Below are 14,934 nucleotides of genomic sequence, written 5' to 3' on the forward strand. Positions count from 1 at the left end.
ATTCTTAATTAAAAAAATATGAGGTATCCAATTTTAACCGTATTGCTTTTTATTATATTATCATCTTGCAGCATAAAAAAAAATAAAATAATATATAATGAAAGGACTAAAAAAGATATTCTTATAGGAGAATGCAATAAAGAAGGGCTTAACCAAAACCCTTTCAGTGAGTGGTTTACTATGGGGTATAGTGAATATGAACCTGAAACTTCAGTAATTAATAAATTAAAAACGATTGATGATTTAAATAAGATAAAAATACTAATTGTGATGGGAACTTGGTGCGGAGACAGCCGAAGAGAGCTTCCTCGTTTTTACAAAATAATTGATATGATTAACTTCCCTTATTCCGACATATCAATTATTGCTGTTGATACAAACAGAAGTTCGGGAGATAAAAAATTGCAAAATATTGAATTCGGCAGAATTCCGACTTTTATTTTTTATAAAGAAGACAAAGAAGTAGGAAGAATTGTTGAAAGCACCGAAGATAGTTTAGAAAAAGATATACTGAAGATTATTGAATAAAAAAAGAGTCGCAATGCGACTCTTTAATCTGAAAATACTGTTTTCTCACTTTTATTAAATCGGAATAATACTTCCTTAATAATAGTGTCTAATTCATCAAGTGAGAACGGTTTTACAATAAGGCCGTCAAAGCCTTCTTCCTTGTACGTTTGATTAAAGTCAGAAGAAAAGTCTTTATTGCTCATTGCTATCACGGGTATTGTATTTTCAGGATAATTAAAATTTCTTCGTATATGTTCAATAGTTTCAAAACCGTCAAATTGCGGAAGTTCTAAGTCCAATAAAATTAAATCAAATTTTTCGCTTTTTAAAGCCATTATTACTTCGTATCCGGTATCAACAGTTTTATAATTGTACCCGAGTATGCTCAAAATTTCTTCCATAATTTTCCTGCCCGCCGGAAACCCTTCTGCAAGCAAAATGATACTTTTGGGTGTAATGTTTTTCGTGTTCACTTATCAATTTATTTGTTTATTCATATCGCATATTTTATGCCGGCAATGAACTTGTCTATTTTGTGTTACTATACATTGTGTTATGTTAAAATGACATCGGTTAAAAGATAATTTACAATTACATTTCATTAAATATCATATAATATTTTGATAATAAGCCGACTATTTTATTGTTTAAAAAAAAACAAAAAACTATAAAAAAAATCATACTCAAAATAAAATAAAATTAATTTTGCCAAATTAATAATTGATTACTAAATTTACATATTATTTGTTTAAAACATTATTTTTTGTTTTATCACAATAAAAAGGGTATATTTACGGCATACAATTTAAATTGAAATTCATAATCAGATGAAACTTAGTATAATCAAAACATCCATTTTATTTTTTTCAATATTATTTTTGAGTACATTTGTTTTCGGACAAAGTCCAAAAATGATTTTAGTTGAAGGCGGAACATTTACGATGGGATCCAATTCCGGTGTTCCGGAAGAAAAACCTGCTCATAAAGTTACGGTATCGTCTTTTTATATATGTGACCATGAGGTAACCGTGGGAGAATATAAAAAATTTACAGGAGCTGCCGGGCATACAATGCCGGAACCTCCGGATAAAGAATGGTTAGATTCACACACACCCACAAAAATGCTTTATGCTTCTACCGGAAAAACATGGTGGGGTTGGGGGACAAGTTTACCGATGCATCATGTAACTTGGTTTGATGCCATAAAATATTGTAATTGGTTGAGTGCACAAAACGGATTGGAAAAGTGTTATACCCAAAACGGAGACGGAGGTTGGGATTTTAATCGTGCGAAAAACGGCTATAGGTTGCCAACTGAAGCTGAGTGGGAATTTGCAGCAAGAGGAGGCAATAAAAGTCAAAAATTCAAATATAGCGGAAGCAATGACATTAATGCTGTTTGTTGGTATGATGAAACTTCAAAATTAGCAGGACCAAAAAATGTTAAAACAAAGAAAGCGAACGAACTCGGCATTTATGATATGAGCGGAAATGTTTGGGAATGGTGTAGTGATTATTATAAATCATCTTTCTATGCTTCATCTCCGGCAACAGATCCCTTTTGCAGTACATCAACCCCATATCGTGTGTTAAGAGGAGGCTCGTGGCATTACAGAGCTGAACTTGCAAAAGTAACAAGCAGAGACGGACCTAAAGCTGCAAAAACAAACTATAATTACGGTTTCAGGGTAGCAAAAAACAAATAAAATATTTATTTATAGGGGCGGTTCAAATTAAGAGTCGCCTTTTTAATCTTCTCAAAAATATTTTAGATTAATATATTGTATCGTAAAATGTTATTTATAAAGTGTAAAAAAACAATACTCCTTATTATACTGACAGTTTCTTTTAGTATATATTCATGTAATAAAGACAAAAAAGAAGCAGAGCTTGCACTAATGTTTTCCTATATTGATGAGAATAATATAATTGTTGACACTTTGCCGAGCGGTCTTTTATTTTCCGAAACAGGTTTCTCTACTCCGGAAACATTAGAGTCTGATTATCCTAAACAAGGAGATACTGTTGTTACTGTTTATAAGGCATTTGTATTAACAACGGGGAACATTACAACATTATTCGATGAAACAACAACCTCTGAACCGGGATATTATGTTTATAAAGAAGACCCTGTTATTGAAGGTTGGGAAGAAGCAATAGGACTTATGAAAAAAGATATTTCTGCAACTGTTGTCATTCCTTCAAAACTTGCTTACGGAAAAGACCAGGTAGGAATTATTCCTCCTTATTCACCCTTAGTTTTTGAAGTACGTGTTAAAAATATTATAAGTTCTTCAAAATAAATATACTCTAAAAAGCTTAATACTATTGTTTTGAGAAATAGAACTTACCCAAAAAAGATTGTACTTACAGGTCCGGAATCAACCGGAAAAACAACGTTATCCGAACAACTTTCAAAAGAATATAATACAATTAATGTTCCTGAGTTTGCCAGAGAATATATTGAAGATATAAAATATAAATATACTTTTGAAGATGTTGTATATATTGCAGAAAAACAAATTAAACAACTTATCGAACAAAATTATCCCGGAGCAAAAGATTTTGTTTTTTTTGATACCGGATTAATTATTACAAAAATTTGGTTTCTCGAAGTTTTTAAAAAAGTTCCTGAATTTGTTGAGGAAGCAATAAGAACTATTAATGTTGATTTGTATCTGTTGTGTTTTCCCGATATAAAATGGATACAAGATTGTGTAAGAGAAAACGGGGGCGAAAAAAGAATTTATTTATTTAACAAATACAAAAAGGAACTTGATTTATACAAGTTTAAGTATTTTATTATAACCGGAGACGTAAATTCAAGGTTTTTATCTGCAAAAAAATATTTATCTTCGGCATATTGTTTGTAGATTAGATACTGAAACTTAAACGAAAAAATCAAACGTAAATTAAATTTAATGATTATGAAAACAAATATTAAACTAATTCTTCTTACAGGACTCCTTGTGTTTTCGGGAATTCTTGTAAACACAAAAAGTTCTGCTCAGGTAGGCTATAGTGACGAGTTAGATAAAAACCGATTAGTTTATTGGTTTTATGTAGGTGTAAGAGAAGTTGAAAATGCCAATACCGGTTATGTAAGCTACGGGTTACAAAGGAAAGGTTCAAGAATACTGCACGGAACAATGAAAGAATATGACCGCGAATTATGGAAATATCTCGGACAGGGAAGTAAAATGGCAATAGGTCCTTTTAATGATTTTGAGGAAGCAAGGAAAGCTTATATTTTTTATGAAATACAGGATGAGCCTCATAAATTAGATTCAACATTTGATGATAATCAAACTGTATTTTGGTTTATTTTGCACGTAAAGAAAAGAGCTCGATCCGGAGCATATCAATTAATAAGAAAGCCCGGTGCTATTGCTTCCGGAAGTTATAGTGATTTTGATGTGTTTTTAAAAGATAACTTAAAGATGCGAGTTATGACTGTCGGGCCCTTCTTGTATATGCCTGAAGCGGAAGAAGCAAAAAGAACATACAGATTGCACTAAATTAAATAAAAACTTACAAAATGAGATTTAAATAAACCTGACACTTCTATTGTTTCAGGTTTATTTTTATTGTTCACCTGAAGAGTCAACTTCATTTATTGCAGGACTGTCTTCACTTTCAGGGTCTTCTTCAGAAGTTATTACGTTTTCTGCTTCCTTTTTCCAAATAAAAATTTCTGTTTTATTTAACGGTCTGTAATCAATGTCCCATTTAAATCCGGGCAATAATGTTTCTTCTTTTGAAAGAGTTAAAGGCGGGTGTATTTTTCCGGCAGGTTTTTCAAAAAACCAAATTTTGTCAACTTTGTTGTCTTTCATATAAATCTCCATATCAACACATTGCATAAGGTTAACTCCTATCAGTTTTTTATCGTCATCTCTTATAAAATATACTGCTTTGCCTTCTTCAACAACATCTATTTGGTAAAGCTCTCTGTCTTCAATATATGCCGACATATTTTTTCCGAAAATTTGGTTAAATCTTATCGAATCTGATTGTGAAATAATAAAAGCATTATTCTGCATATCTATTTCATCAACTTCGCCTCTGTATGTTTGTATTTCAATATAATCTGCCGAAAGTTGATTTGAATCTGACCACATTACAGGGTTTATATGCATCTCAATAACGGAATCTTTCAAGTTATAAATAAGGGAATCACATTTAAACTGAAAATCTTCTTTATAAGCCTTAACATGATGAAATGCCTGAATAATTCTGTATATTTTCGGAATTTCATTAAAAATAATTGTATCTTTATATGATTGCAAGGTATCTGCGTGCATAAATAATGAATCCGTTTCATTGTTAACTTGAATAAATACGGCACTGTCGGTCATTGAAGAAAAGCCTGTTTTTTCATTATAGAAACCGATGTTCCCTAATAATAAAACATTTTGCAAGGAATCTTTGAAGCTTACATTTTTAAATGCTTTCCCTATTCCTGAATTTCTGTTATAATATAAGCTGTCACCTTTTAAAATCTGCTCATCATTTTTTAAATATGCGTTTTTGCTGAATTGAGATATATCTTTTTCGTGATCATACCAACCGTTTTCGCAATAAATATAGTTCGAATCACTTATTATTTCGGTAGGTCCCATAAAATATGATACTTTTGTAGATGTATTGTGCTTTAAAGTGTCAGAATACATTTTGAACCTCGGATTAATAACTTCAACATTTTTTTTAAAGAAAAATTCATTATCATCGGCAAAATAATATCCGAAAACACTTTTTAAGGTATCTTCTCCGTTTATTGTTGTTCCCGAATTAAAATAATATCCTATATTTAAATCTAAATCATAATCTAAACTGTCGGTTGTTAAAACCATACTGTCTTTTTCCAAAATTACGTTATTCCTGACTCTTGCATATTTTTCTTTTCCTGAATAATGAAGAGTATCTCCGTATAAAAAAACAGTATCGTTTTCTTTTGTCAGTTTTATTAATCTGACATTTCCGAAAGCATCAAAATAATTGTTTGTATAATCGAACAAAGCACTGTCGCAAAACATTATTGAGTTTTCGTGTTTAAAAACAACACTGTCTGTTAATACTTTAATGTCTGTTCCGAGTTCTTCGGTAGTAAATAAGTATTTAGAGTCAAAATCAATTTTTTTTTGAGAAAAAACCGAAATTGGACCTAAAAATAATAATATGAAAAAAATGTATTTTTTCACTTATTCGATATAAATAAAGGTTTATTACAACAATTGGTCTATAATGGCATCAGCTGTTATACCTTCTGCTTCTGCTTTATAGTTTCTGATTATTCGATGACGTAAAACCGGATGTGCTACTGCCTTAACATCTTCAATGTCAGGAGAGTATTTTCCCTGCAATGCTGCATGAGCTTTTGCTCCCACAACGAGATATTGTGATGCTCTGGGACCTGCTCCCCATTCTAAATATTTGTTTGAAATTTCATTTGCTTTTTCCGTTCCCGGGCGTGTTGCCGTTGCCAAATTAACAGCATAATGCAAAACATTATCATTAATAGGGATTCGTCTTATTAAATGTTGGAAATACAAAATTTCTTCTCCGGTAATTATATTTTCTAATTTTATTGAGTTGTCGGTTGTGGTTTTTTGTACAATTGTTATTTCATCTTCAAATTTAGGATAGTCTAACCAAATATTAAACATAAAACGGTCTAATTGTGCTTCGGGTAAAGGATATGTTCCTTCTTGTTCAATGGGGTTTTGTGTTGCTAAAACGAAAAATGGTTTTCCGAGTTCATATTCTATTCCGGCAACCGTAACATTTTTTTCTTGCATTGCCTCAAGAAGGGCTGCTTGTGTTTTAGGAGGTGTTCTGTTAATTTCATCTGCTAAAATAATATTTGAAAACAAAGGTCCTTTTAAAAACTTAAATTTTCTGTGTTCGTCTAAAATTTCAGTTCCTATAATATCAGAAGGCATTAAATCGGGTGTAAATTGTATTCTTTTGTATTGTAGTCCCAAAACTTCTGCTAAAGTATTAACCAACAAAGTTTTTGCCAAACCGGGAACACCGACTAACAGACAATGCCCGTTACTGAAAATTGATATTAAAACTTCTTTAATAATATCATCTTGTCCGTAAATAACTTTATTAATTTCTGAAAAGAAATTATCGTATGTTTTTTTTAAAGCATTTACTGCTTCAACATCATCTTTATAATTTATCATTTTTGTTTTTTACAAAATTTGTCGTAAAAATATTAAATATTACCTTAGATAACGAAGTTAAGGGGAATAAATTATAAACAACCTGACAGTTTTGCCAAAAATACCCGAAACAAAAAAAATGTTTCGGGTATCATAGTTTTTACACTTGTTATTTATTATTCCGAAAACCAACCTTTATATTTATAGTTGCAATCACGGTATTCTTCGTCAATTTTAAAGTAAGTTGTTTTTTGAACTTTTTGTATCCAATCACTTATTATTTCTTCTTTCTTTTTTTCTTTTGCCATATCACTTATTAACTGATAGTCTGTATTTATATCTGCAATATGAGGTTCTGTTTTGCTGAGCAGTTTAATAATTTTCATTTCGGGTTTTCCTTTCATGCTCCTGCTTTCAAAAGGCTCAGAAACTTCACTGATCTTCATTTGTTTTAATACATAGTTTGTTGCAGGGTCTAATTGGCTGCTTTTAAAACCTGAGGTTCCGGTATAAGGATTAATGACAATTCCTCCGCTTTTATTGGTTTCATCATCTGTTGAATACCTTAATGCTGCCTCTTCAAATGTCATACTTCCTTCTCTTACAATTTTTGCAATACTGTCAAGTGTGTGTTTTGCTTTCATCTTTTCGGAGCTCAAAGGCTTAGGTATTTTAAGTATGTGCCTGATATGAATTTTTTCTCCTTTTCTTTCAATAAATTGAATTACATGATACCCGAATTCTGATTTTACAATATCCGACATTTCGCCGGGTTCGTCCAGCTCGAATGCTGCTGCTGCGAATTCAGGGACTAAGTCTCCTCTTCTTACCCAACCGAGGTCCCCGTCATTTTCCGCAGATGCTGCATCATCAGAATATAAACTTGCCAAAAACTCAAATTCTTCACCTTTGCTCACTCTGTCAATATATTCTTGAAGTGATTGTTTAATTTTCTCAATTTGCCTGTCTTGAATTTTAGGGTGTATAACAATTTGAGCAATTTCAATTTCAGATTCAACAAGTTGTAAGCTGTCTTTCGGGATATTGCTGAAATATGCTTTTACTTCTTTCGGGCTGACCCGAATATCGCGTGTTATATCGGATTCCATTTGCTGTGAAATCAGCTGGTCCTCAATTACACTTCTGAAATGCTCTTTAATTCGGCTGAAAGGTTTATTAAAATATTTTTCCATTGCATCCCTTCCGCCCATTTGTTCTTCAAACATTGCTACTCTTCTGTCTAATTCGCCTTCAACTTGTTGGTCGGAAACCTCGATACTGTCAACTTTTGCTTGATTAATCAACAAAGATTGGTAGAGCAACTCTTCAAATACGAAACATTTTAAATTCCCGCCGTGAGTTTCGCCTCTTGATTTGTATTGAAGCATAAGTGTCTCAACATCAGACCTTAGTATTGTTTTTTCTCCGATAATTGCAACAATTTCATCTATTGATTTTTCTTGTGAAAAAAGCGAAGTACTTATGAGCATAAAAGCGATAATGTATTTTAGTTTTTTAACCATCTTCAGTTTGGGTGTTATTATTACAGAAGCTTTTCTTTAAATTTAAAGTCTGTTCTATTCAATAAAAATTTTAATATTTCCGTTTTTGGTATCGGTTTGATAAATCTGTTTTTCTAATTGGTTAATAATGTTTGTTTTTCTTTTGTTCAGCAATATTGTTTTAATTCTTTCGGTTGTAAGTTCAATCGGCATTAAGTCACCTTTTAATTTATATTCTTTAAAAATTACATAATACAAAAAAGCATTATCTCTTGTTTGCAGTTTTTTACTTATACTGAGAAAATCAGCTATATTGTTAATATCGTTCGGCAATAAATTTAATACAGATGACACCTCAACCCATTTATTGTCAAAATTATCAAACTTAGTTGCATTTTCTTTTGCAATTGCTGTCATCTCATCTTCATTGTTTTCGTAGTATGCTCGTTTAAATATTGTTAGGTTTTCATTTGTAATTTTAAATTTAAAAAATAATGCTTTGACTACCTCTTCGTTTAAGCTGAAACTTTCAGGATAATCGTTGTAATATTTCTCAATTTCGGCATAAGTTATTGTTGTGTCCAGTTCTTGTTTTATATAGTCTTGTTTATATTTCTCAATTAAAAGTGATGCTCGGTAATCTTCCACAATATCATCAATGTTTTTTTGCTCTTCGGTTAAGTTTAATTCAGCTCTTCTTAATATTGTTTGTTTTCTTACCCAAAGATCTATTTTGTTTCTGATTATTAAAATGCTGTCTTCCTTGCTTACGTAATTCGGAATTAAGCCTTCAGTATCCTCCAAGTATAAATATTTATCATATACTCTTGCTAATTCTGTTTTTTCTGTTTCATTTTTACATGAAAAAAAGAGAAGGAGCAAACCGAATAATAAAACAATAGAACGAACAGCCATAATAATAGTTACAATTCAAAAAATAAAATCATCTGAATCAATTTCCGCAGTTAAATGCGTGTTTTTGATTTTTTACTATGATTTTTAGAGAGCCAATATGGTAAAACGGTTATTTTAATGTCTTTTTTATATTGTTTAATACTTTTTCATTTACGGTTATTTTATATTTTTTTTGCAAATCTTTAATCCATTTTTCCTCTAAATATGTTTGGTAATCTGAAATTACAACACCTTTTATTTGTTGAAACGATTTTGATTTTGATTTTTTTGTATTATTGATGTAAATAAACGTATTTTCTTTTGCCAAATTAACAATTCTTTGATTCTCAATCAGTTTTCCGTTCTTTTTCATTTTTATAATTTTATCGGCATATATATTTTCTCCTTTTGAAAACACACCGCTTTCCGTTATCTCCAATTTGTCTCCTATTGTTTCAATTAATTTTTCGTCATTATATTTTTTTCGAGACTTGTTCAGCAACATTTCTGCTTCTTTATATGTTTTAGTATCTTCATATTTAAACACACTTATATCAACATCAATTTGATTATCATATTTACCTTTATTATTATCATAAAATTTTTTCAGTCCTGTTGAATCATTTGATGCTTTATCCCAAATTTCATTTTTCATGAGATCAAATAATAACATTCCGTCATGATATTCTTGCATTAAAAATTTAAAATCTGAATATTTATCTTCTAATTTACTTTTTTCAACTTCGGTTAAACTCTCATAAATAAAATCTTGATACATTTGGTCAACATAGGATTTAGTTTCAGCTTTTACGGTTCTTTTTTGTTTTGTTTCAATAAATTTACCGAAATCACTTTCTTTAAAGTAAGAGTTTCCGATTGTAAACAGTGTTTTGTTTGATAATATATTGTCAGGCATTTTCCATTTTCCTTCAAATACTGTGCTGTCAACGAGTTTATAAATTTCGTCGGGATTATTCAGTTTTTTGAAGTTATATTCACTTTTTAGTTCAGAAATAACAAATGCTTTAACTATTTCTTTTCTTTCTGCATCTTTCTCAATAGATTTTTTAATGTCTTCTTTTTGTTTTTCAAAAGAATCAGGGGGTCTTTTGTCGATTAACTTAATAATATGCCAACCGAAAGCTGTCTTAATCGGCTTACCAATATCTCCAGGGTTTTTTAGTGCAAATGCTGCTTTCTCAAATTCGGGAACCATTTTTCCTGTATTAAATTCGGGGAGTTCTCCGCCTTTTTTCGCAGTTCCTCTGTCATCAGAAAACTTAACTAAATCTTCAAACTTATCTCCTGAAAGAATTCGATTGTAAATACTGTCAATTTTTTCTTTTTTTGCTGCTTTTTCATCATCTTTCATTTGGTCAGTAGAACTAATCATAATGTGTGCAACCTTATAAAAACCTTGAGCCGGTCTTTTATCAACAACTTTAACAAGATAATATCCGTAAGCAGTTCTCAAAGGTAAAGAAACCTTGTCTTTTTTTGCTTTGAACACATAGTTTTGAATGCTGTAAGGTATTCTTAAAGCCGGCAAGTATGATAAATGCCCTTTGTTTTTTGCGACAGCTCTGTCGTCCGAAGTTTCGGTTGCAACTTTTTCAAATTTTTCTCCGCCCAATATTCTGTCTCTTATTTTTACAGCTTTTTGATAGGCTAAAGTCGTATCTTCCGGTGAGGCATTTTTTGAAAGTTTAATAAAAATGATATCAAGTTTTATTTCTTCTTTATTTCTTTCGTACGCCTCTTTAACTAACTGTTCTATTTTAATATTTTCAGTTAAGTACGGTTTTGCAAGTTGATTTCTGTATCCGTTTAATTCATTTATAAATGCAGCCGAAGTATCCATTTTTAAATTTTCGGCTTCAATAACTTTAAGTTTGAACTTTTTAAATAACTCAAGGTATTCATCAAGAGATTGTTTTGTTAAATTGTCTGAGTTATTTTTTTTGTAGATGTATGAAAATTCCTCTTCCGTTATTTTTTTATCACCTACAGTCATTAAAATATTACTGTTTTGTGCAAATAACGCCACTGAAAAAAAGGCAAAAACAAAAATAAATGTAATTTTTTTCATCATTATAAATTTTACTTATGATTAAAATTATATGTTTTATTATTAATTTATCTTCTGCTGTAATTAGGAGCTTCTCTTGTTATTGAAACATCATGCGGATGATTTTCCGAAACACCTGAATTTGTAATTTTTACAAACTGTGCTTTGTGCAAATCCTTAATGTTTGCTGCTCCGCAATATCCCATTCCTGCTCTTATTCCTCCTACTAATTGGTATAATACTTCATTTATTGTTCCTTTATACGGCACTCGACCGGATATTCCTTCGGGGACTAATTTTTTTACATCATCCTCAACATCTTGAAAATATCTGTCTTTTGAGCCATCCTGCATAGCTTCAACCGAACCCATTCCGCGATAAGACTTAAACTTTCGACCTTGGTAAATTATTGTATCCCCAGGGGACTCATCTACTCCTGCAATTAAAGATCCTATCATAACAGATGAGCCTCCGGCTGCTAATGCTTTTACTATATCACCGGAATATCTTATACCTCCGTCGGCAATAACCGGAACATCAGTAGCTTTTATTGCATCTGCAACTTCGTAAATTGCAGAAAGTTGCGGAACTCCTACCCCTGCAATTATTCTTGTTGTGCAAATAGACCCGGGACCGATTCCGACTTTTACACCGTCGGCACCCGCAGCAACTAAATCAACAGCAGCATCTGCGGTTGCAATGTTCCCTACAATAAAATCAACATTCTTAAATTGCTTTTTTGCTTTTTTTAATGTTTCAATAACTCCTTTTGAATGCCCGTGAGCTGTATCTATAACAATTGCATCAACACCTTCATTGTAAAGAGCTTTTATTCTTTCAAAAACATCAGCAGTAACCCCTACTCCGGCAGCAACCCGAAGCCTTCCTTTTTCATCTTTACAAGAGTTGGGTCTGTCTTCGGCTTTTGTAATATCTTTATATGTAATTAATCCTACAAGTTTGTATTTTTCGTCAACAACAAGAAGTTTTTCAATTTTATGCTGTTGCAATATTTCTGCTGCTTGTTCAAGGTCGGTTGATTGATCTGTTGTAACAAGATTTTTGTGTGTCATTACTTCACTAATCTTTTTCTTAAATCTTTTTTCGAAGCGTAAATCTCTGTTTGTTACAATTCCTATAAGTTTTTTTGATTCATCAACAACCGGAATACCTCCTATTTTATATTTTTTCATTAATGCCAAAGCATTTTCAACCGTTTTGTCTTTTGTTATTGTAATCGGGTCGATAATCATTCCGTTTTCGGCACGTTTCACCTGTTTTACTTGTTGTGCTTGTCGTTCAATACTCATATTTTTATGAATAACACCTATTCCTCCTTCTCTTGCTATTGCAATTGCAAGTTCTGCTTCTGTAACGGTATCCATTGCTGCCGAAACAATCGGAGTATTAAGTGTAATATTGCGACTGAATTTTGTTTTAATGTCAGCATCACGCGGCAAAACCTTTGAGTATGCAGGTAAAAGCAAAACATCATCAAATGTAAGTGCCTCCGAAACTATTTTATTTGATGCAAATGACATATTAAATATATTTTTATTAAAGATATTTAATCCGCAAAAATAGAAATATTTAGCTTATATTAAATTATCATTCGATAAAACGTTGATTTTTGTGTAATATTTTTTTGCCCGACAATTAACTGTTAAAACTGCCGGAGTGAGAATGCTGTATTTTTCGTTTTATTTTACAATTGAATAGGTAATAAACGACATATAAATAATTAAAAAGATTAAGCCTTCTGACTTTGATATTATTTTCCTGCCGAGTGTAATTGTTGTAATAAACAACAAAACACTTGCAAGAACAGCTATTGAAATATCAAAATTAATTGACGCATTAAAAGGCAAGGGCTTAATAGATGCCGTTGTGCCGAGAATAAAGAACACATTAAATATATTTGAACCTATTACATTACCGATAATAATATCCGTTTTTTTCTTTTTTGCGGCAACAATTGCTGTTGCTAATTCAGGCAAGGATGTTCCTATTGCAATTATAGTTAAACCTATTACCTTTTCAGACATTCCGATTAACTTTGCAATATTCACAGCACCTTCAATTAAATATTTTCCGCCGAAATAAAGCCCTGCTAAACCTGCAATAATAAGCATTACGGCTTTCCGGGGAGGCATTACCTTTATTTTTTCTGCTGTATTGTTCTCAGATTTTGAATTTCTTGCAATTCCGAAAGTGTAAATAAAAAAGAAAATTAAAAAGCTAAGCAGTATTATTCCGTCAGTTCTTGAAATGAAATTTTCTTTACTACTGCCAATAAATACATCATTTGCTAATACCCCCAAGATTAATATTGCCAATAAACTGAAAGGAATTTCTTTCCATTTTGTATTCTTACTTACCGTAATAGGGTAAATTATTGCCGAAACTCCGAGTATCAGGAAAATATTGCTGATGTTACTTCCCAGCACATTACCTATTGCAATATCTGTTGAACCGCTTAGTGCCGAAAAAATATTTACGGTCAGCTCCGGAGCAGAAGTTCCTATTGCAACTACTGTTAATCCAATGACCAAATCACTTATTCCGAATTTTTTAGCTAAAACAGAAGCTCCGTTAACAAGCCAATTTGCACTAAAGATTATTAAAATAATTCCTCCTGCTAAAAATATAAAATCAAGCATATTTTTTTGTTTATTAGTTTGATTCTTTTTCTCTTGTCCTAATCTACAGGGTTATTTCAGCAATTATGGGATAATGGTCTGAATAACCTTTATTGATTCTGAGATATTTGAAAGTTGAAAGTTCGGGACTGTGCATTATATAATCTATTCTGAATACAGGTATATTTCCGGCATAAGTATTTCCGATTCCGAAACCTGCTTCAATAAATGAGTCTTTAAAGTTTCCTTTTATTCTTCTGTAAGTATATGAAACAGGCGTATCGTTAAAATCTCCGCAAACTATTGTTTTGTACGGTGACTTTTTTATGTGAGGGGAAATTGCATCAACTTCACGTGCCCTGATTTTATATGCCAGTACCATCTTTGAGCCGATTCCTTTTACTCCTTTAATGTTTTCATCTTTATTTTCTAATTTTAAATTCTTGATAAATTCATAGTCATCTCCGTCTAAATGAATGGATGCCAAATGAATGCCGTAAACTCTTATTGTATCTTTATTTTTTAAGATATCGGCATAGATGCATTTTTGTTTTGTTGAGCCCATTTCAACAAACCCATGATTTACAACAGGATAGCGGCTGAATATTGCATTGCCGGAATATGAACTTCCCTTTTTAGACGAAATTATATAATCTTTAGTTTTTTGTGCTCTTATTATTTTATCTTGCCAATTATTTTTTTTGTTTGAGTAAAATTCTTGCAAACAAATAATATCAGGGTTTTCTTGTTTAATAATTTCAAATATATTATTCCCTGCATTTTTATCATTTGCCCATTTATATAAATCGAACATACGAACATTATACGACATTATTTTTAATGTGTTTTCAGAGGGCGGTTCTTTTTCTTTATTGTTAAAAGCATAAAAATCTAGAATATGGTTAAATCCGAGCAATAGAGCTATTAATGAAATAAAGAAATGTGCTTTTTTCTTGTATATTCTAAAAATTAAAAACAGGCAGTTTATTAAAACTAAAAACGGGAAAAATAAACCGAATAATGCAAGATAAGGAATCTTATCAGGGCCTATATGTACTGACAGGTATGAGAACACAAGTAAACCTGCAAAGAAATAGTTTAAGATTATTCCTGTTTTATAGAGTATCTTTTTCAAAGCAATCTTTTTTTAC

At 31.3% G+C, this 14,934-nt stretch carries 14 protein-coding genes; 5 read left to right on the forward strand and 9 right to left on the reverse strand.

All coding sequences use genetic code 11. The features are described from left to right. Positions 1-18 precede the first annotated feature (18 nt). Positions 19-528, forward strand: a complete 510-nt coding sequence (locus L3J35_04220; protein MCF6365388.1) for a thioredoxin family protein — start codon at positions 19-21, stop codon at positions 526-528. A 23-nt stretch (positions 529-551) separates the two neighbouring features. Here L3J35_04220 and L3J35_04225 read toward each other — a convergent pair whose 3' ends face one another. After that, positions 552-983 carry a response regulator gene (locus tag L3J35_04225; protein MCF6365389.1) on the reverse strand — a complete coding sequence of 144 codons (432 nt, stop codon included), beginning with the start codon at positions 981-983 and terminating at the stop codon, positions 552-554. 354 nt (positions 984-1,337) lie between these two features. Between L3J35_04225 and L3J35_04230 the strand changes: the two genes are divergently transcribed. The 4 genes from L3J35_04230 (at position 1,338) to L3J35_04245 (ending at position 4,028) form a co-directional block, all read left to right on the forward strand. Continuing rightward, positions 1,338-2,216 (forward strand): formylglycine-generating enzyme family protein, encoded by an 879-nt coding sequence (locus L3J35_04230; GenBank protein MCF6365390.1) that lies wholly within the window; start codon positions 1,338-1,340, stop codon positions 2,214-2,216. 87 nt (positions 2,217-2,303) lie between these two features. After that, a complete protein-coding gene (locus tag L3J35_04235) occupies positions 2,304-2,813 on the forward strand; it encodes an FKBP-type peptidyl-prolyl cis-trans isomerase (GenBank protein ID MCF6365391.1) in 510 nt (169 codons plus the stop codon). 30 nt (positions 2,814-2,843) lie between these two features. Continuing rightward, positions 2,844-3,383, forward strand: a complete 540-nt coding sequence (locus L3J35_04240; protein MCF6365392.1) for an ATP-binding protein — start codon at positions 2,844-2,846, stop codon at positions 3,381-3,383. A 54-nt stretch (positions 3,384-3,437) separates the two neighbouring features. After that, a complete protein-coding gene (locus L3J35_04245) occupies positions 3,438-4,028 on the forward strand; it encodes a hypothetical protein (GenBank protein ID MCF6365393.1) in 591 nt (196 codons plus the stop codon). A 66-nt stretch (positions 4,029-4,094) separates the two neighbouring features. On the opposite strand, the gene L3J35_04250 is transcribed toward L3J35_04245, so the two are convergent. From L3J35_04250 to L3J35_04285, 8 genes are all read right to left on the reverse strand, one after another. Next, positions 4,095-5,711: a hypothetical protein gene (locus L3J35_04250; GenBank protein MCF6365394.1), complete on the reverse strand. Its 1,617-nt coding sequence runs from the start codon at positions 5,709-5,711 to the stop codon at positions 4,095-4,097. Between the two features lie 24 nt (positions 5,712-5,735). Continuing rightward, positions 5,736-6,701 carry an AAA family ATPase gene (locus tag L3J35_04255; GenBank protein MCF6365395.1) on the reverse strand — a complete coding sequence of 322 codons (966 nt, stop codon included), beginning with the start codon at positions 6,699-6,701 and terminating at the stop codon, positions 5,736-5,738. Positions 6,702-6,856: 155 nt separating this feature from the next. Then, positions 6,857-8,203 carry a peptidylprolyl isomerase gene (locus L3J35_04260; protein ID MCF6365396.1) on the reverse strand — a complete coding sequence of 449 codons (1,347 nt, stop codon included), beginning with the start codon at positions 8,201-8,203 and terminating at the stop codon, positions 6,857-6,859. Between the two features lie 54 nt (positions 8,204-8,257). Next, positions 8,258-9,097 (reverse strand): hypothetical protein, encoded by an 840-nt coding sequence (locus L3J35_04265; GenBank protein MCF6365397.1) that lies wholly within the window; start codon positions 9,095-9,097, stop codon positions 8,258-8,260. A gap of 109 nt (positions 9,098-9,206) precedes the next feature. Next, positions 9,207-11,168: a peptidylprolyl isomerase gene (locus L3J35_04270; protein MCF6365398.1), complete on the reverse strand. Its 1,962-nt coding sequence runs from the start codon at positions 11,166-11,168 to the stop codon at positions 9,207-9,209. A 44-nt stretch (positions 11,169-11,212) separates the two neighbouring features. Continuing rightward, positions 11,213-12,685 (reverse strand): IMP dehydrogenase, encoded by a 1,473-nt coding sequence (gene guaB / locus L3J35_04275; protein ID MCF6365399.1) that lies wholly within the window; start codon positions 12,683-12,685, stop codon positions 11,213-11,215. A gap of 159 nt (positions 12,686-12,844) precedes the next feature. Continuing rightward, positions 12,845-13,804 (reverse strand): calcium/sodium antiporter, encoded by a 960-nt coding sequence (locus L3J35_04280; protein ID MCF6365400.1) that lies wholly within the window; start codon positions 13,802-13,804, stop codon positions 12,845-12,847. 43 nt (positions 13,805-13,847) lie between these two features. Continuing rightward, positions 13,848-14,918, reverse strand: coding sequence for an endonuclease/exonuclease/phosphatase family protein (locus L3J35_04285; GenBank protein MCF6365401.1), 1,071 nt, complete (start codon positions 14,916-14,918; stop codon positions 13,848-13,850). Positions 14,919-14,934: the final 16 nt, after the last annotated feature.

It is taken from the genome of Bacteroidales bacterium (genome assembly GCA_021648725.1).
In the GTDB taxonomy this organism is placed as follows: Bacteria; Bacteroidota; Bacteroidia; order Bacteroidales; family JAADGE01; genus JAADGE01.

Bases quoted from the DNA above. Each gene is read 5' to 3' on its own strand.
- guaB (MCF6365399.1), bottom strand. From the start codon at position 12,685: ATGTCATTTGCATCAAATAAAATAGTTTCGGAGGCACTTACATTTGAT.
- L3J35_04230 (MCF6365390.1), top strand. From the start codon at position 1,338: ATGAAACTTAGTATAATCAAAACATCCATTTTATTTTTTTCAATATTA.
- L3J35_04245 (MCF6365393.1), top strand. From the start codon at position 3,438: ATGAAAACAAATATTAAACTAATTCTTCTTACAGGACTCCTTGTGTTT.
- L3J35_04260 (MCF6365396.1), bottom strand. From the start codon at position 8,203: ATGGTTAAAAAACTAAAATACATTATCGCTTTTATGCTCATAAGTACT.
- L3J35_04270 (MCF6365398.1), bottom strand. From the start codon at position 11,168: ATGATGAAAAAAATTACATTTATTTTTGTTTTTGCCTTTTTTTCAGTG.
- L3J35_04220 (MCF6365388.1), top strand. From the start codon at position 19: ATGAGGTATCCAATTTTAACCGTATTGCTTTTTATTATATTATCATCT.
- L3J35_04255 (MCF6365395.1), bottom strand. From the start codon at position 6,701: ATGATAAATTATAAAGATGATGTTGAAGCAGTAAATGCTTTAAAAAAA.
- L3J35_04280 (MCF6365400.1), bottom strand. From the start codon at position 13,804: ATGCTTGATTTTATATTTTTAGCAGGAGGAATTATTTTAATAATCTTT.
- L3J35_04235 (MCF6365391.1), top strand. From the start codon at position 2,304: ATGTTATTTATAAAGTGTAAAAAAACAATACTCCTTATTATACTGACA.
- L3J35_04265 (MCF6365397.1), bottom strand. From the start codon at position 9,097: ATGGCTGTTCGTTCTATTGTTTTATTATTCGGTTTGCTCCTTCTCTTT.